Genomic DNA, 17,241 nt, shown 5'->3' with positions numbered 1-17,241 from the left:
AATTAATGATGAAAAAATTAATTGTTCTGGCATTTTTTTATGCCTTTGGAGTTTCAGAAGGTAATGCACAAGTTACTTTCAAACCAGGAGTTAAGGCAGGTGTCAATTTTGCACGTTTTACGCAAAGCGACAATCCGAATGAACGATTCTACGGAAAAACAGATTTTTATGCAGGTATTTTTGGTGCTTTAAAGTTGTCTAGGGTTTATACAATGCAACCAGAAATCCAGTATTCAAGACAAGGTTCTGGAATTGAGTATATTGATTCTAACAACATCAAGCATGATGATAAAATCAATATTTCCTATTTGTCATTAATGCTTGCCAATAAATTCACATTCGATAAATTAAATATTCATGTTGGTCCTACGTTCGATATAAAAATAAATGACACAAAAAAGGAACTTAATAGTTATGATAATTACAATTATTATGACGACGATTACAGCAATGGTATAGACATGGCAATTTTTATTGGAGCAGGTTATAGCATCACCAATAATTTAGAATTTGAAGCCAGAGTTAAAAAAGGAATTATCCCTGTTAATGATGGTTGGGATAGCGAAAACATGGTTTTTCAACTTGGACTTGCTTATACTTTTGATACTAAATAAATTTAAATAAACACCATGTTGCTAAAGGATTTTTACAAGGTTGAAAAACTAGAAAATGTTTCTGAAGGAAAATACAATGCGGTTGTGCATCTAAACAATCAGCACGACATCTTTAAAGGACATTTTCCAGGAAATCCAGTAACACCCGGTGTTTGCATGATGCAAATAATCAAAGAACTTTCGCAGGAAATTGTTGGAAGTTCTTTGTTTATGATAAGTTCTTCCAATGTGAAATTTATGGCACTCATTAATCCGGACGTTCATCCTGTTCTAAAATTGGAGTTGGAAATTTCTGGAGATTTTGATACTGAAATAAAAGTAAAAAACACTACTTTTTTTGATGAAACTGTAGCGTTGAAATTGACCAATACGTATAAAAAAGCATAATTTGAAAACATTGTTTTCCATATTGTTTTGTCTTCTTTTTCTAACAGCCCAGGAATTACCTGATGTTAGAGAACAATATTATGATGCTTCAAAAACAAAGGAAAGTGCGGAACAATTCCACAAATTACTTTCCAATTATTCCAAAAGCAACAGCGTGATTTTGGCCTATAAAGGAGCTTCCATTACATTACAATCAAAATTTGCATCTGGCGTAAAACAAAAAAAACAATTGTTTATAGAAGGTGCCACATTGGTTGAAAATGCCGTAAAAAATAGTCCAGAGAATACCGAAATCAGATTGGTTCGCTTGAGTATTCAGGAAAATGCACCTAAAATTTTAAAGTATAAGGCAAATATTGAGGAGGACAAGAAAGTCATTGTCGATACTTTTGACAAGCTTCCTCAGGATTTAAAAGCCTACATAAGAGATTACGTAAAGCAGTCTAAAGTTTTTACCGAAAAAGAAAAACAACAGCTACTTAAATAGCACGGTATGAATCCAAATCAATCCATCAGTGAGCGAATTGAAAAGTTGCAGCTGTGTGTTATTATTCCCACTTATAATAACCATAAAACGTTACGTCGTGTTATTGATGGCGTTTTAAACCATACCCAAAATTGTATTGTTGTAAACGACGGTTCGACTGATTCTACAAAAGAAATTTTAAGTTTTTATCCTCAAATTGCAATACTCAATCTTCCAAAAAACAAAGGAAAAGGAAATGCACTTCGTGAAGGTTTTAAGAAAGCGAAGGATTTAAAATATCAATATGCAATCACGATTGATTCAGACGGACAGCATTATCCTGATGATATTCCTGTTTTTATAGACCATCTTGAAAAGGCTGAAAAAGAGGTTTTATTGATTGGAAACCGAAACATGGATCAGGAAGGCATTCCTAAAAAAAGCAGTTTTGGAAACAAGTTTTCTAATTTCTGGTTTTGGTTTGAAACGGGAATCACTTTAGAAGACACACAATCCGGTTACAGGTTGTATCCATTGAGATTTATCCCGAAACGACTCTACACCAATAAATTTGAATTCGAGATAGAAGTGATTGTTCGAACTGTTTGGAATGGAGTAGAAGTGAAGAACATTCCAATCAATATTTTATACGATCCAAACGAACGCGTCAGCCATTTTCGTCCGTTTAAGGATTTCACGAGAATCAGTATTCTCAACACCATTTTGGTTATTATCACCCTTTTATACATAAAGCCGAGAGACTTTTTCAGGAGTCTCAAAAAAAAAAGTTTTAGGGATTTTATCCGTGAAGATGTTTTAGCCAGTTCCGATTCTAATTTAAAAAAAGCACTTTCGATTGCATTGGGTGTTTTTGTGGGAATTGCACCCGTTTGGGGATTCCAGACTTTGGCTGTTATTTCTTTGGCAGTGGTACTTCGATTAAATAAAGCACTGGCTTTTGCCTTTTCCAACATTAGTATTCCACCGATGATTCCCTTTATTGTCTGGGGTTCGTTGGAAATAGGCAGTCTTTTTGTTTCAAATCCAATTGTATTCAATTGGGATACTTCGATAAATTTTCAAGAGGTCAAAATTCATCTCTTTCAATACCTTGTTGGGAGTTTTGTGTTAGCAACTGTTATGGCAATTCTTTTCGGGGTTGGAAGTTATTTAGTACTTTCGCTGTCGAAATCATCACGAAGATAAATGCACCATTATTTCCTTCAAATCCATCATTTTGTCCAGCGAAACAAGCTTCTGGCGACAGGAGTTGCGTTTGCATTTTTGCTGGTTTTTGGTTTTTTTGCCTCGAAGATTAAATTTGAAGAAGACATCACCAGGATTATCCCGAAAAACGATCAGTCGGACCTTACGGCAAAAGTACTCAAACAACTTAATTTTTCTGATAAGATAACCGTCATCATTGAAAAAGATAAGAATGGAACCGTAGATGATTTGGCAGAAACGACGACTGTTTTTCTAGACAGCATTGCTTCTTGTAAGGATTATATAAAAGACATTCAAGGCAAAGTTGAAGACGAAAACATTCAAGAAACGTTTGATTTTGTTTACAATAATCTTCCCTTATTTCTAGACGATGCAGATTATGCCCAAATCGATAAAAAACTCAATAGGGACAGTATCTCCGTTCAAGTACAACAAAATTACAGGACGTTGATTTCGCCTACCGGAATTGTTGCCAAGGATTTCATTTTGAATGATCCGTTGGGTATTTCTTTTATTGCATTGAGAAAACTCCAGCAGTTGAGTGTTGGAGATGAATTTCAACTTAAAAACGGATTTTTGGTCACTAAAGATGAATCCAAATTATTGCTTTTCATCAATACCAAATTAAGCGGAACAGAAACCGAGAAAAACACCCTTTTTGTTGAGAAATTAAACGCTGTAAAAAGCAATTTGAATGCTCAATTCAAAGGAAAAGCAACTGTCGATTATTTTGGAGCTTCCCTGATTGCAGTTGCCAATGCAAAACAAATCAAGCACGACATCCTCACGACCATAATCGTATCGTTGGGATTGCTGATGCTGATTTTAATTCTGTTTTATCGAAAGTTACTCATACCAGTCATTATATTTATCCCGACCATTTTTGGAGTGGCTGTTGCCATTGCCTGTTTGTATTTTATAAAAACAACTATTTCCGCCATTTCTTTGAGTGTTGGTGCCGTACTTTTGGGAGTTACCATCGATTATTCCCTGCATATTCTCACACATTACAAGAACAATACCGAGCTGAAAACTTTTTACAAAGACATTACAATGCCGTTGATAATGAGCAGCACGACAACCGCTTTGGCTTTCCTCTGTTTGCTGTTCGTAAATTCTGAAGCCTTGAAAGATTTAGGGATTTTTGCAGCAATTAGCGTTGTGGTTAGTGCACTGTTTTCACTGTTGATTGTTCCTCATTTGTATAAGCCTAAAGCGAGTGATGTGAATAAGAAAACAATTTTAGACAAGGTTGCCGGTTTTTCTTTTGAACGGAATAAATTCCTTATCGTTTCAAGCGTAGTACTGATTGTAGTGAGCTTTTTTACTTTTGGAAATGTAAAATTCAACAACAACCTTTCGGAACTTAATTTTATTCCTGCCGAAATAAAAGATGCCGAAGCAAAGCTTGAAGGAATTACAAATCTGACTTCGAAGTCTATTTACTTGGCTTCTTATGGCGATTCCATGGAAGAAGCATTACAACAAAACAATAAGCTCTTTGAAAATCTTTCAGCAAAGAAAAGAGAGAAGGAAATATTGAATTTCAGTTCTTTAGGAGGTATTGTCCAGCCAAAAGAAATGCAGCAACGTAAAATTGAGAAATGGAACATATTTTGGACAACAGAAAAGAAAATATTTGTACAAAATAATCTCGTTGCAAGTGGCAATACCGCTGGTTTTAAACCACAATCGCACCAACGTTTTTATGATTTGCTTCAATCAAAATTTACTCCAATTAGTTTTGAAGAATATGCCAAAGTAAAGGCCTTTTTCTTGGATGAATTTGTTTCGGCAAAGGATGGTTTCTACACCGTTTCATCGATTGTGAAAGTTTCCAACGATCAACGCGATGCATTTGTCAGCAAAATAAGTGCAGAGGAAAAAGTGATTTCCATTGATCGTCAACAGATGAACGAAACGTTTTTAGGAAAACTTCGTGACGATTTTAATGACTTGGTGAATTATTCATTATTGGCTGTGATTCTTGTTTTATTCGTTTTCTTCCGAAGAATTGAATTGGTCATCATAAGTACAATTCCAATCATCATTACCGGACTTGTAACTGCCGGAATAATGGGCATTTTTGACATCCAACTGAATATTTTCAGCACGATCGTTTGCACCTTGATTTTTGGTCACGGTGTAGATTTCAGTATTTTCATGACGAGTGCCTTGCAAAAAGAATATACCACAGGAAAAGATGAAATGCCAACGTACCGAGCATCCATAATTTTGGCTGCCTTGACTACAATTTTGGCAATCGGAGCCTTAATTTTTGCCGAACATCCCGCTCTAAAATCTATTTCATCTGTTTCATTGATAGGGGTTTTCGCCGCTTTACTGATCACGTTTATTTTCTATCCAATCCTCTTTAGGATTTGCATTTTCAATAGGGTAAAGAAAGGAAAATCACCCATTACGCTTCGATTGCTGGTTCATTCCACACTTTCGTTTATTTATTATGGTTTGGGAGGATTTCTGCTTTCTTTGATAGGTGAATTGGTCATGAAAATTATTCCCTTAAAAAAAGAAGTGAAAATGATGTGGTTCAGACGAACGATGTCTAAATTCATGAAGTCGGTTCTATATTCTAATCCATTTGTAGCCAAAAAAGTGGTCAACGATAATGGAGAAACTTTCGAAAAACCATCCGTAATTATTTCCAATCATACTTCGTTTTTGGATACGCTTGCAGTTGGAATGCTGAGTCCGAAAATTATTTTCTTGGTGAACGACTGGGTTTATAATTCGCCTTTTTTCGGAAGAGCCGTAAAACTTGCAGGTTTCTATCCCGTTTCCCAAGGTGTAGAAGGAAGTGTCGAACATTTGCGGGAAAAAGTGGAGCAAGGCTTTTCATTGATGGTTTTTCCAGAAGGTTCACGATCGGATGATGGAACCATTCAGCGTTTTCATAAAGGAGCTTTTTATCTGGCCGAACATTTTAATTTGGATGTCGTGCCGGTTTACATCCACGGAAATTCGGATACTTTGCCCAAAGGCGATCATATCATTTATGATGAAAATATTACCGTTATTATTGGTAAAAGAATCGAAGCCGATGATTTGTCTTTCGGAACAAAATATTCTGAACGGAGCAAAAAGATTAACCATTATTTCAGACAACAATTCAGCCAGTTGCGAAAAACGTTTGAAGATGAAAATTATTTCAGGAACAAGCTCTTTTTAAGTTTTTTATACAAAGAGTACGAAGTGATTAATGAGGTGAAAACGGATTTCCAACAAAGAAAATCATTATATTTCAAGCTGAATGATTATATCAAGGAAGATGCAATAATTTTGCATATAGCCAATGATTTCGGTCAGTTGAATATTTTGTTGGCTTTGCAACAGCCCAAACGAAAGGTTTTTTCATACATTGAAAATGAAGAAAAAAGAAACATTGCAACAGCGAATTATTTGCTGAAAAAGCGTAAAATTGTTTATTTGGATGATCGTATAGAAAATAATCAATATGAAACCCTTTTGATTTCAAATGATAATCCAGCAATAATAAAAAGTTTAGAATTAGGGGATAGCATACAGCAAGTCATTTTGATAAGTCAATTTGAATTGAAAAGCCATTTTATAGGTCTTGGTTTTGAGGAGCATAGAGTAGAGGAAGGCTTATTGGTTTTAAAGAAAAAAATGTGAAAAAGAGATACGATATAGTAATTATTGGCAGTGGTTTGGGCGGTTTGGTTTCGGCTATCCTTCTTGCAAAAGAAGGAAAGAGTGTTTGTGTTTTGGAAAAAAACAATCAATACGGAGGAAACCTGCAAACGTTCGTACGGGACAAGACTATTTTTGATACCGGAATCCACTATATTGGCGGATTGGCTGAAGGACAAAATCTTCATAAATATTTCACCTACATCGGCATCATGGACGACTTGAAATTAAAAAAGCTGGACGAGGATGCCTTTGATATCATTACTTTTGATGATGACAAAACACAGTATCCACATGCCCAGGGATATGAAAATTTCATCAAGCAATTGGCTGTTTATTTTCCGGAAGAAGAAGAAACAATCCGAAAATATTGCAAGCAATTGATTTACACCTGCGATTCGTTTCCGCTTTATAATCTCAAGCAAGGGGATGGCTATCATAGTGATGTCCTCTCAATAAATGCAAAGCAATACCTTGACGAATTGACCGATAATGAAAAATTGAAAGCTGTTTTGGCAGGTTCTAATTTTTTATATGCTGGAATTGCCGATAAGACACCTTTTTATGTTCATGCGTTATCTGTTAACTCCTATATTCAAAGCTCTTGGCGTTGTTTAAAAGGAGGAAGCCAGATTACAAAATTGCTAATAAAGGAACTCCGAAAATATGGGGGAGAAGTTTACAAGCATCGTGAAGTTACAGGTTTCGGATTCAATGATGATGATAAGCTGATTTCAGTGAAAATAAAGAATGGAGAAGAATATTTCGGAGATATTTTTATTTCGAATATTGAACCGAAGAGCACATTAAAAATGATAGGTGAGGATAAATTCCGAAAGTCCTATTTCAGCAGAATTCAGAGTTTGGAAGTGTTACCATCGGCATTCAGTCTCTATGTGGTTTTTAAACCTAAAACCTTCAAATATCTGAACCATAATTATTATCATTTCAGGGACAGTACGAGGGTTTGGAATGCCAATGAATATACCGAAAAATCGTGGCCGGAAGCCTACATGGCATCCATGAATATTTCCGAAGAAAATCAGGTTTGGGCCGAAAGTTTGACCGCCATCACGTATTTGAAGTTCGAAGAATTTAAAGAATGGGAAACCACACACAATACTGTTGCCGACAAAAATGAAAGAGGAGATTCGTATGAAATATACAAGGCAGAAAAGGCGGAGCTGTTCTTGAAGGAAATTGAGAAAAAATTTCCAGGAATTCGGGATTGTATCCGATCTATTCATTCATCGACACCATTGTCCTACCGTGATTATATTGGAGGACACGAGGGAAATCTGTATGGATATATAAAAGATTCCAACAATCCGATGAAGACCTTTATTTCGCCAAAAACAAAGGTTGAAAATCTATTTCTCACGGGACAAAGCATCAACATGCACGGTGTTTTAGGTGTAACTATTGGAGCTGTAGTAACGTGTTCGGAAATTCTAGGAAAGGACTATCTTATCAATAAAATCAACCGTCAATTAGCTGAATAAGAATGAAAGGGGATATCAAAATACTATTTTCTTTAGGGATCTTATTTTTGATGTTCTCCTGCGGAACTTCCAAATCCATTCATCATCAGCCAGAACTAGAGGGGTACAATCAGGAAAAGCCTGTTGTTGTCAAACATTCTGACACACTTTTTTCTTCGGGTTCTAATTATTTCATCAAGAACAAGCAACAGCTTTGGGAATTGTATATTTCGGGAGATGCCTTGCAGAGGGGACTGTTGGCAGGAAGCCTTTCTGAACATCTGGTTCAAAAACAAGAACGTGTTTTCTTTTCGAAAGTGAAGGAAATTGTTCCTTCGAGATTCAAACAGAAACTGCTTCGGGAATTCCTGAAATGGTACAATCGAAAGATGTATCTTCACATTCCAGAAGAATATAAAACTGAAACGTATGGCGTTTCCCAATATGTTTCGGACGATTATAATAATTTGGCTCCAAAATATTTACGAACTTTATACCTTCACGGAGCTCACGATATCGGACACGCTCTTCAAGATTTGGCCTTGGTGGGATGTTCATCTTTAGCAGTTTGGGGAGATAAAACAGAGGATGGGGAATTGTTGATCGGTAGAAATTTCGATTTTTATGCAGGTGATGAATTTGCAGAAGACAAGGTTGTCGCTTTTATAACTCCAGATAAAGGACATCCTTTTATGACGATAACCTGGGGCGGAATGATAGGAACTGTTTCGGGAATGAACAAGGAAGGATTGACGGTTACAATAAATGCCGGAAAGTCAAAAATCCCTTTGGTTGCCAAAACGCCTATTTCTATCTTGGCTAGAGAAATTTTACAATATGCTTCGACGATTGATGAAGCTGTTGCTATTGCTGAAAAACGAGAAGTATTTGTTTCCGAATCCATTATGGTGGGAAGTGCCAAGGACAAGAAAGCTATTCTGATAGAAGTTTCTCCAGAAAATTTTGGAGTTTTTGAAGTTCAAAACAGTAATCAGTTGGTGTGTACGAATCATTTTCAAAGTGAAGCCTATCAGTCAGATCAACGGAATAGTGCCCATATTGAAGAAAGCCATTCCAAATACCGTCACGATAGGATAAAGGAGCTTTTAGCCGAAAAGGAAAAAATGAATCCGTTGAAAATGGCAGCAATTCTTCGAAACAAGGAAGGTTTAGACGATAAGCAAATCGGATACGGAAACGAGAAGGCCTTGAATCAGTTATTGGCACATCACGGCGTTATCTTTAAACCCGAAAGCAGGATGGTTTGGGTTTCGTCGAATCCGTATCAATTGGGTGAATTTTTGGCGTATGATCTGAATAAAATTTTCAATAAGAACGAAAAAGATTTTAAAGTTCAAGGTTCAGATTCGATGAATATTCCAAAGGATGAATTTCTGAAGACGAAAGCATTTAAAGAATATGAACAGTACCGAATCAGTACTCGAATGATAGATGATGCTATTTCTAAAGATCAAGATTTAACGGCTGATTTTATATCTGAATACCAAAATCTCAATCCCAACCACTGGATTGTATATTATAAAACAGGAAAATATTACTATAATAAAGGTTGGTATAAAGCAGCGGAACTGGCGTTTCAAAAAGCACTGACCAAAGAAATTACAACAGTTTCGGATAGGATTCAAATAGAAAAATACCTGAAAAAAATAAAACGAAGAAGAAAATGATACCAGCTATAGAGAAAGCATCCGTACAGGAAATTAAACAATTTCAGGAAGAAAAACTGAAAGAATTGCTGGTTTATTTATCCGAGCATTCTCCTTATTACAAGGCGATGTTTGAAAATAAGAAAATTGATATTGAAACTATAAAAACACTGGAAGATTTACGTAAGATTCCAGTTACCACCAAGACTGATATCCAAGAAAATAACGATGCCTTCTTCTGTGTTCCGATGCATAAGATCATCGATTATGCAACCACTTCAGGAACATTGGGTGATCCGGTAACATTCGGCTTGACCGATAAAGATTTGGATCGTCTGGCCTACAATGAAGCCATTTCATTTGTTTGTTCCGGTATCCAAGAAGGCGATGTGGTGCAACTGATGACTACCATGGACAGGAGGTTTATGGCAGGATTGGCCTATTTTCTCGGACTTCGAAAACTTGGTGCTGGTGCAATTCGTGTTGGTGCCGGAATACCAGAATTGCAATGGGATTCGATTTTAAAATACAAACCAAAATACTTGATTGCCGTTCCTTCCTTTTTATTGAAAATGATAGAATATGCCGAAAGCAACAACATTGATTACAATGCCTCAAGTGTTGAAAGCGTCATTTGCATCGGAGAATCCCTGCGGAATCAGGATTTTTCGCCTTCTATTTTGGCAAAAAGAATTGCTGATAAATGGAACGTCAAGTTGTTTTCAACCTATGCTTCTACCGAAATGAGTACGGCTTTCAATGAATGCGAACATTTCCAGGGAGGCCACCAACATCCAGAATTAATTATCACTGAAATTCTAGACGAAGGAAATCAGCCGGTAAAACAAGGTGAAAGTGGAGAGTTAACCATCACCACACTTGGCGTTGAAGCACTTCCCTTATTGCGTTTCAAAACAGGTGATATCGTAAAGTTGCATTCTGAACCATGTCCTTGCGGAAGAAATACGGTTCGTGTCGGACCCGTTTTAGGACGAAAACAGCACATGATAAAATACAAAGGAACTACCTTGTATCCGCCAGCCATGCACGATTTGTTGCGTTTTTTCGAAGGCATACAAAGCCATCTGATTGAAATTTCTACCAATGATCTTGGAACAGATGAAATCCTCATCAAGATTGCTTCTGACCAGCCATCGGAAGAATTGATGAATCAAATCAAGGACCATTTTAGGGCAAAACTGAGGGTTACACCAAAAGTTGAATTCGTTGCTCAAGATGAATTAGCCAAAATTATTTTTCCACCTATGAGCCGAAAACCTATTACTTTTTTGGATAAAAGGCCCTAATAATTCATAAAAAAAAAACAACGTTTGGACACAAAGATTTTTTAGAGATTTTAAACACGAATTTCACTAATTTTCAAGAATGAATTTGTGAAAATTAGTGAAATTTGTGTCTTTTCTTATGGTGACGATTAATTGATTTTCACCAAATGGGCTTCAATCTTATCCCTGCTAGATTCGTATTGTGCAGGCAGTTTCAAGTTCTTGCCTAACTCTTCCAAGGTTTCATCAACTGTAAAGCCTGGGTTTTCGGTTGCCAATTCAAAAAGTACCCCTCCTGGTTCTCTAAAATAAAGAGAATGAAAATATTGCCTGTCGATTTGTGGCGTGATAGACAAGCCATATTGCTCTATTTTTTCACGGAAATACATCAGTGAAGCATCATCTTTTACTCGGAAAGCTACGTGATGAACAGATCCGTTGGCAACGTGGCCTCTGTGTTCTTGAGGCAATTCTACCAGGTCAACAATAGCGGCATTTTCAACCGTATCAGTGGCATAACGGTAGCGGTTTACGTCCTGATCGATCAATTTATAACCAAATATTTCGGTGAGGATTGCTGCCGTTGGCTTGATGTTGTTCAGCGTTAAAGTAATGTTGTGGAAGCCTTTTGTGGCAACGTTTGCTGTTACTTCATCTGTTTCCCAAGCTTTCCTGTTATCCTCACTTTTAGACTCAATCAATTCCAGTTTTAAACCATCTGGGTCTAAAAACGTAAGGTACTTTTCTCCGAACTTTTCAGCCGGTTTGTTGTAAATCACATTGTATTTTTCAAAGCGTTCCTGCCAGAATCCAAGGCTTCCTTTCGGAACAGAATAGCCGATTTCAGTTGCCATTCCAGAGCCTTTTCGGCCTTGCTGAATGCCTTCTCCCCAAGGGAAAAAAGTCAGAATCGTTCCAGCACTTCCTACTTCATCTCCAAAATAGAAATGATAGGTTCCCGGATCGTCAAAGTTCACCGTTTTCTTGATAAAACGTAATCCCAATACGTTAGAATAGAAGTCAAAATTGCGTTTGGCATCACCTGCAATTGCAGTAATGTGATGCAAGCCTAATAATGTGTTTTCCATGATATTTTTAATTTTTTGTTGTTATTAATTTCTTATACAAATTTACATCGGTCTGAAATCGTGTGCATTGAACTGGGACAAGAAAGAGCGACATCTAAATTTGAAAAGTTAATACTGTTTTTTTTGTTTGGTAAATGAATCGCTTCCTTATAATTTTATAAAGATCGATTTTCGAACTTTTTCCTCCAGATTTCGGGTTTTGTGTCCTTTTCCTGTCAAGTCTTCCATCAGTAAAATCGAGCCTGTCGGAAAGCTTCTTTTTTCTCCCAGCGAAGTTTCAATTTCCACTCCACCTTCAAGCAAAACGATATATTGACGGTCTGGAGCATTATGAAAATCATAATCATAAGAAGGGGAAACTTCCCTGAACACAATGGATGTTGCAGGTTCGTCATCCGACAGAAAACCAATTTCGCCTTTGTCGTTTAAGGGAACTTCAAAATCTTCGAAGTGACTTTGGCTATTGACATCGCTATAAATTTTAGTGATTGTGAACATATGTTTTCGATTAAAATTCAATAGTGTTATTTGAGGTTAAAGACAAGTTGGTTGGCAAGGTCAATTTCCTCCTGATTGATGGTATGTCCCATATTGTCATAGATTTTCTTGGTAACCGAAGCACCCATTTTCTTCAAGATAATTTCCGTTTCATTGACTCTTTCAACAGGAACGTGCATGTCAGGGTTACTCGTTCCGATAAATATTGGTGTGTTTTCAAAGTTTCCAGCATAATTTTCTTCAGATAAAGAATCACCAATTAATCCGCCAGTAAAAGCTACAACACCTCCATACTTTGATGCATTTCGAGCCACAAATTCAAGCGAAAGACAAGCACCTTGAGAGAATCCCAGAAAATAAATATCTTCGCTTTTGATTCCGTTTTCTTGAATTGTTTCTACAATTTCGGCAATAGTGTCGAGCGATTTTGAAAGCGAAGGTTCGTTTTGCGGAATTGGAGCCAAGAACGAATAAGGATACCAAGTATGGTTGTCGGCCTGAGGAGCGATCAATGCAAAATCGGCCACGTCAAGATGTCTTGAAAGCGAAAGGATGTCGTGTGAACTTGCACCGCGACCGTGAATCATGACGAGGGCTTTTTTTGCTTCTTTTAAAGGAATTCCGGCTGTTATATTTTCTAAATTCATAAGTATTGATTTTAAATTATTTTTTCCAGATATCGGCAAATTCATCCGGACGTTTTTTGAATTGGGCATGAACATAAGGACAAAGAGGCAAAACCATCATCTTGTTTTCACGTGCATAACGTGTCATTTCCTCCAAGAGTTTTTTCGCAAAACCTCTTCCTTCGGCTTCGGGCTCAACTCCTGTATGATAAACCGTCAGTAAATCATCTTTGATGCTAACGGTCATTTCGCCCAGCTTTTTTCCATCTTCATAAAGGTTAAAAGCACCGTGTTTTTTTTGGTCTAATTCTAATTTTATGGTTTCCATATCTTTAATTTGTTTAGTTATGCTTTATTGATAAGACAAAATTAGCTTCTATTTAAAGTTTGTGCATTGAACTGGAACAAGAAAAAAGAGTAAAAAAAATCATTTAAATGTATTCGCTTCAGTAGATTAAGTTAAATAAAACCAGTTTTAAAGTTTCCCAATTGCTTGTTAAATCTCGAAAGCCCTTATTTTCATAACATCAAATCAGATTTAATTTTCTATTTTTAACCCATAACGAAAAACAAAATATGGCATCAGGATTTTTTGCAATTTTAGATGATATCGCCGCCTTGATGGACGATATCGCCGTTACAAGCAAGTTGGCCACTAAAAAAACGGCAGGAATTTTAGGAGATGATTTGGCGGTGAATGCTGAAAAAGCTACTGGTTTTCTGGCATCAAGAGAAATACCTGTTTTGTGGGCGATTACCAAAGGTTCTTTTATCAATAAGGTGATTATTTTGCCAACCGTTTTCTTGCTGAATTATTTCTTTCCAGTTGTTATTACCATTATTTTGGTTTTGGGAGGAGTCTATTTAGCCTATGAAGGTGCCGAAAAGATTGTAGAATTTCTTTTCCACCGTGCCAAAAAAGGACACGAAGTGCTTCATGAAAGTGTGCTGCCTGAATCGGATGAAAATTCTGAAAAGTCAAAAATAAATTCAGCTATAAAAACCGATTTTATTCTCTCTTTGGAGATTGTGATCATAGCTCTGGCAACGGTCATCGAGCAAGAACATCCTTTACTGACCCAAATTCTTTCTGTAACTTTTGTTGCAATCATAGCAACTGTAGGAGTTTATGGTATTGTGGCACTAATTGTAAGAATGGACGACGCTGGTTTTTTTCTTATAAAGAAATCAGGAGACAAGGGATTTCTATCTGTTGTCGGACAGATTCTAGTGAAAGCATTGCCTATTATCATAAAGATTCTTGCGGTAGTGGGAACGATTGCCCTGATATTGGTTTCAGGAGGCATATTCGTGCACAACATTGAGTTTTTCCATCACTTGTTTCCAACAGTTCCTTCAAAGATCAAGGAGTTTGGTTTCGGATTAGTGATTGGGCTCTTGACAGTTGGGCTTGTCGTGGTTTTCAAGAAATTATTTCTTCGGAAAAAGAATAATTAAGTCTAAAAGAGAAACCATTCTGATTACAAAATTTAAAAGTTGATGTTGCCAAGATTCTACATTAAAATGATATTTTAGTACAACAATGAAACTGCATATTTGATAACTTTACAAAAATGTATTTTATAAATTATGCAATTCATAAAAAAAGCCCTCTTATTTTTGTTTTTGATAGCATCAAGTATTTCATTTTCACAAATAAAGGATACTGATGTTCTGTTTTATATTCCACAAGGAAGAACAGAGAAAATAGCCGATAATGGAATTGTTTTAATCAGTTCTGCATCGTCAATCACCTTCAGTTTTACTGGAAATTCATGCGAAATTGCATTGCAATCAGTAAACGAAAATGGTCATCACGCCTATGTTTCCCTTGAATTGGATGGGAAATATATAGGAAGGCTTCGAGTGGAAAACCAACTAAAAAAGTATCCAATAAAAGTTGCTTCGGGAAAAAGACATACACTCAAAATTTTCAAGGCAACGGAAGCTTCTACAGGTGGTATCCTGTTCAATGGAGCAACCGCGAAGCTGATTCCAACCTCCATAAAAGAAAAGAAAAGAATAGAATTCATCGGAAATTCCATCACCTGCGGAATGGGTGCCGATGTAATTGAAATTCCTTGTGGCCAAGGCGAATGGTTCGATCAGCATAATGCTTACATGGCTTATGGACCAGTGCTTTCAAGAAATCTGGATGTAGATTTTCAATTGAGTTCCGTGTCAGGAATGGGTATGTATCGAAATTGGAACGACGAGACAGAACCCGTGATGCCAAATGTCTATGGAAATTTGCATTTAAACAATGATGCATCAAAACCTTATGATTTCAATTTCAAGCCAGACATCATTAGCATTGCCTTAGGCACGAATGATTTTTCTGAAGGAGATGGGGCAAAAATGAGACAGCCTTTCAGTGCCGATAAGTTTGTTTCCAATTATGTAAGTTTTGTCAGGATGCTTTACAAGCACAACCCAAATGTGCAAATCGTTGTGGTAAACAGCCCGATGATCAATGGGGAAAAGGACAAGGTTTTCACTGACTGTCTGGAAAAAATCAAGGATTCATTTAAAAATGAAAGCTTTAAGCCGATTCAAATCTTCAAATTTAAGGCAGTAACACCACATGGTTGCACTTCGCATCCTGATGCCGAAGACCACAAGATTATGGCAAGCCAATATGAACCCTTCCTGAAAAAGCTCTTGAAGTAAAATTCTAATTCTAAAGATGAAAAAATACATTTTACTATTTTTAGTTTTCACCAATCTCGCATCGGCAAATGTTGTGCTTCCCACTATCTTTTCGGATAATATGGTACTGCAACGAAATTCCGAAGTGGAAATTTGGGGTTGGGGAAGTCCAAAGGAAGAAATCGTTATCACTACAAGTTGGAACAATCAGGAATATAAAACCGTACCTAATAATGAAGCCAATTGGAATTTAATCCTAAAAACTCCCGAAGCTGGCGGACCATTCGAAATCACTATAAAAGGCTACAACCAAATCATCTTAAAGAACATATTAATTGGCGAAGTCTGGCTTTGCTCAGGTCAATCCAATATGGAAATGAACGCTTTTTGGGGAATCAAGAATGGAGAAGAGGAAATAAAATTGGCGGATCATCCCAACATCCGTTTTTTCAGCGTTCCAAAATTAACATCAACAACACCACAGGACAATCTTCCAGCAAATTGGGAAATCTGTATGCCAGAAACAATGAAATATTTCAGTGCCGTGGCCTATTTTTTTGCCCTTCACCTGCAAGATGATTTAAAAAATGTTCCCATCGGACTCATCAATTCGTCTTGGGGAGGAACACCGGCTGAAATCTGGATTCCCGAAGCAACCATCAAAAACAACAGCGAACTGACTGCATCTGCCAATAAATTGAGCACAACCGAATACGGTCCGAATTTACCTGGACGAGCGTTCAATGCGATGATAAATCCTTTGACAGGGTTCAAAATTGCAGGGGCAATTTGGTACCAAGGCGAAAGCAATGTTGGTGCTAAAAATTATGAGAAAACCCTTTCTTTGCTTATAAATTCGTGGCGTGAAAAATGGCAACAGGACTTTCCGTTCTATTTTGTGCAAATCGCTCCATATCAATATGGCGATGACCATTTCGAAGGAGTTAAAATTCAAAACGCACAACGAAAAACCTTGCAATTGGTCGAAAACACAGGAATGGCAATGACTTCCGATATTTCTACAACGGATGACATTCATCCAAAAGATAAAAAATCGGTAGGAAATCGCTTGGCCGAAATCGCCCTAAAAAAACATTATAAAACCCGAAATACGATTGCTGAAGGACCACTTTTTAAGAATATTGAAATCAAAAAAAATACCATTTCCATCACTTTTGATCATGCAGAAGAATTGTATTTCAAGAACAAAAAAACGGCACTTTTTGAAGTTGCAGGAGCCGACAATATTTTCCATACAGCCGAAGCCAAAATCAAGAACAATAAAATTGAAGTCACATCAAAAGCCGTTAAAGAACCAAAAAAAGTACGTTTTGCTTGGAAAAACACAGCCCAGTCAGATGTTTTCAACAGCGCCAATATTCCCGCTTCTGCTTTCATAAGCGAATAGTTTTTTAATTTGAAGCAGAATTCGGAAGTGATGATCAATAAACAACAGTCCCGTTTTCCGAAGTAGTTTTTGCCTCGAACCCCGAGGCAAAAAGCTACTTTCTCCAACCGGGGCTAGGGAGAATGGTCAGTGAATTTTTGCAATCATTCCGACTATTGTGTGCCATACAAAC

At 36.8% G+C, this 17,241-nt stretch carries 15 protein-coding genes; 11 read left to right on the top strand and 4 right to left on the bottom strand.

The window, feature by feature from the left end:
* Positions 1-5 precede the first annotated feature (5 nt).
* Genes J2X31_RS00355 through flxY form a run of 8 tightly spaced genes read left to right on the top strand, consistent with a single transcriptional unit; the run spans position 6 to position 10,821 of the window.
* Positions 6-614: a porin family protein gene (locus J2X31_RS00355; protein ID WP_310023515.1), complete on the top strand. Its 609-nt coding sequence runs from the start codon at positions 6-8 to the stop codon at positions 612-614.
* A 15-nt stretch (positions 615-629) separates the two neighbouring features.
* Positions 630-1,001 carry an ApeI family dehydratase gene (locus tag J2X31_RS00350; RefSeq protein WP_310023514.1) on the top strand — a complete coding sequence of 124 codons (372 nt, stop codon included), beginning with the start codon at positions 630-632 and terminating at the stop codon, positions 999-1,001.
* A 1-nt stretch (position 1,002) separates the two neighbouring features.
* A complete protein-coding gene (locus tag J2X31_RS00345; protein WP_310023513.1) occupies positions 1,003-1,488 on the top strand; it encodes a hypothetical protein in 486 nt (161 codons plus the stop codon).
* Between the two features lie 6 nt (positions 1,489-1,494).
* Positions 1,495-2,673 (top strand): DUF2062 domain-containing protein, encoded by a 1,179-nt coding sequence (locus J2X31_RS00340; protein ID WP_310023512.1) that lies wholly within the window; start codon positions 1,495-1,497, stop codon positions 2,671-2,673.
* On the top strand, positions 2,674-6,348 hold the full coding sequence (locus tag J2X31_RS00335; protein WP_310023511.1) for an MMPL family transporter: 3,675 nt from the start codon (positions 2,674-2,676) through the stop codon (positions 6,346-6,348).
* Positions 6,345-7,868 carry a phytoene desaturase family protein gene (locus J2X31_RS00330; protein ID WP_310023510.1) on the top strand — a complete coding sequence of 508 codons (1,524 nt, stop codon included), beginning with the start codon at positions 6,345-6,347 and terminating at the stop codon, positions 7,866-7,868. Before J2X31_RS00335 ends, J2X31_RS00330 begins: the two co-directional genes overlap by 4 nt.
* A 2-nt stretch (positions 7,869-7,870) precedes the next feature.
* Positions 7,871-9,535 carry a C45 family autoproteolytic acyltransferase/hydrolase gene (locus J2X31_RS00325; protein ID WP_310023508.1) on the top strand — a complete coding sequence of 555 codons (1,665 nt, stop codon included), beginning with the start codon at positions 7,871-7,873 and terminating at the stop codon, positions 9,533-9,535.
* Positions 9,532-10,821: a flexirubin biosynthesis putative acyl-CoA ligase FlxY gene (flxY, locus tag J2X31_RS00320; RefSeq protein ID WP_310023506.1), complete on the top strand. Its 1,290-nt coding sequence runs from the start codon at positions 9,532-9,534 to the stop codon at positions 10,819-10,821. The genes J2X31_RS00325 and flxY overlap by 4 nt, the downstream gene beginning before the upstream one ends.
* 128 nt (positions 10,822-10,949) lie before the next feature.
* Here flxY and J2X31_RS00315 read toward each other — a convergent pair whose 3' ends face one another.
* The 4 genes from J2X31_RS00315 to J2X31_RS00300 form a co-directional block, all read right to left on the bottom strand.
* Positions 10,950-11,888, bottom strand: coding sequence for a ring-cleaving dioxygenase (locus J2X31_RS00315; RefSeq protein ID WP_310023504.1), 939 nt, complete (start codon positions 11,886-11,888; stop codon positions 10,950-10,952).
* A 147-nt stretch (positions 11,889-12,035) separates the two neighbouring features.
* Entirely contained in the window at positions 12,036-12,386 is a 351-nt protein-coding gene (locus J2X31_RS00310) for a cupin domain-containing protein (protein WP_310023502.1), read from the bottom strand.
* Positions 12,387-12,412: 26 nt separating this feature from the next.
* Positions 12,413-13,033 (bottom strand): alpha/beta hydrolase, encoded by a 621-nt coding sequence (locus J2X31_RS00305; RefSeq protein WP_310023501.1) that lies wholly within the window; start codon positions 13,031-13,033, stop codon positions 12,413-12,415.
* Positions 13,034-13,049: 16 nt separating this feature from the next.
* Positions 13,050-13,340 carry a GNAT family N-acetyltransferase gene (locus J2X31_RS00300; protein ID WP_374725200.1) on the bottom strand — a complete coding sequence of 97 codons (291 nt, stop codon included), beginning with the start codon at positions 13,338-13,340 and terminating at the stop codon, positions 13,050-13,052.
* A 248-nt stretch (positions 13,341-13,588) separates the two neighbouring features.
* Between J2X31_RS00300 and J2X31_RS00295 the strand changes: the two genes are divergently transcribed.
* The 3 genes from J2X31_RS00295 to J2X31_RS00285 all read left to right on the top strand — a co-directional run bounded on the left by J2X31_RS00295 (position 13,589) and on the right by J2X31_RS00285 (position 17,069).
* A complete protein-coding gene (locus tag J2X31_RS00295; RefSeq protein ID WP_310023500.1) occupies positions 13,589-14,470 on the top strand; it encodes a DUF808 domain-containing protein in 882 nt (293 codons plus the stop codon).
* A 132-nt stretch (positions 14,471-14,602) separates the two neighbouring features.
* Complete coding sequence (locus J2X31_RS00290; RefSeq protein WP_310023499.1) at positions 14,603-15,682, top strand: SGNH/GDSL hydrolase family protein; 1,080 nt, start codon at positions 14,603-14,605, stop codon at positions 15,680-15,682.
* Positions 15,683-15,698: 16 nt separating this feature from the next.
* Complete coding sequence (locus J2X31_RS00285) at positions 15,699-17,069, top strand: sialate O-acetylesterase (RefSeq protein WP_310023498.1); 1,371 nt, start codon at positions 15,699-15,701, stop codon at positions 17,067-17,069.
* The last annotated feature ends 172 nt before the right edge of the window (positions 17,070-17,241 follow it).

Source organism: Flavobacterium arsenatis, from assembly GCF_031456785.1.
Taxonomy (GTDB): Bacteria; Bacteroidota; Bacteroidia; order Flavobacteriales; family Flavobacteriaceae; genus Flavobacterium; species Flavobacterium arsenatis.
Note: the sequence above shows the minus strand (reverse complement) of the source record. Positions and strands in the feature narration are given on the sequence as shown.

Bases quoted from the DNA above. Each gene is read 5' to 3' on its own strand.
- J2X31_RS00355 (WP_310023515.1), top strand. From the start codon at position 6: ATGATGAAAAAATTAATTGTTCTGGCATTTTTTTATGCCTTTGGAGTT.
- J2X31_RS00350 (WP_310023514.1), top strand. From the start codon at position 630: ATGTTGCTAAAGGATTTTTACAAGGTTGAAAAACTAGAAAATGTTTCT.
- J2X31_RS00340 (WP_310023512.1), top strand. From the start codon at position 1,495: ATGAATCCAAATCAATCCATCAGTGAGCGAATTGAAAAGTTGCAGCTG.
- J2X31_RS00335 (WP_310023511.1), top strand. From the start codon at position 2,674: ATGCACCATTATTTCCTTCAAATCCATCATTTTGTCCAGCGAAACAAG.
- J2X31_RS00325 (WP_310023508.1), top strand. From the start codon at position 7,871: ATGAAAGGGGATATCAAAATACTATTTTCTTTAGGGATCTTATTTTTG.
- flxY (WP_310023506.1), top strand. From the start codon at position 9,532: ATGATACCAGCTATAGAGAAAGCATCCGTACAGGAAATTAAACAATTT.
- J2X31_RS00315 (WP_310023504.1), bottom strand. From the start codon at position 11,888: ATGGAAAACACATTATTAGGCTTGCATCACATTACTGCAATTGCAGGT.
- J2X31_RS00310 (WP_310023502.1), bottom strand. From the start codon at position 12,386: ATGTTCACAATCACTAAAATTTATAGCGATGTCAATAGCCAAAGTCAC.
- J2X31_RS00305 (WP_310023501.1), bottom strand. From the start codon at position 13,033: ATGAATTTAGAAAATATAACAGCCGGAATTCCTTTAAAAGAAGCAAAA.
- J2X31_RS00300 (WP_374725200.1), bottom strand. From the start codon at position 13,340: ATGGAAACCATAAAATTAGAATTAGACCAAAAAAAACACGGTGCTTTT.
- J2X31_RS00295 (WP_310023500.1), top strand. From the start codon at position 13,589: ATGGCATCAGGATTTTTTGCAATTTTAGATGATATCGCCGCCTTGATG.
- J2X31_RS00290 (WP_310023499.1), top strand. From the start codon at position 14,603: ATGCAATTCATAAAAAAAGCCCTCTTATTTTTGTTTTTGATAGCATCA.
- J2X31_RS00285 (WP_310023498.1), top strand. From the start codon at position 15,699: ATGAAAAAATACATTTTACTATTTTTAGTTTTCACCAATCTCGCATCG.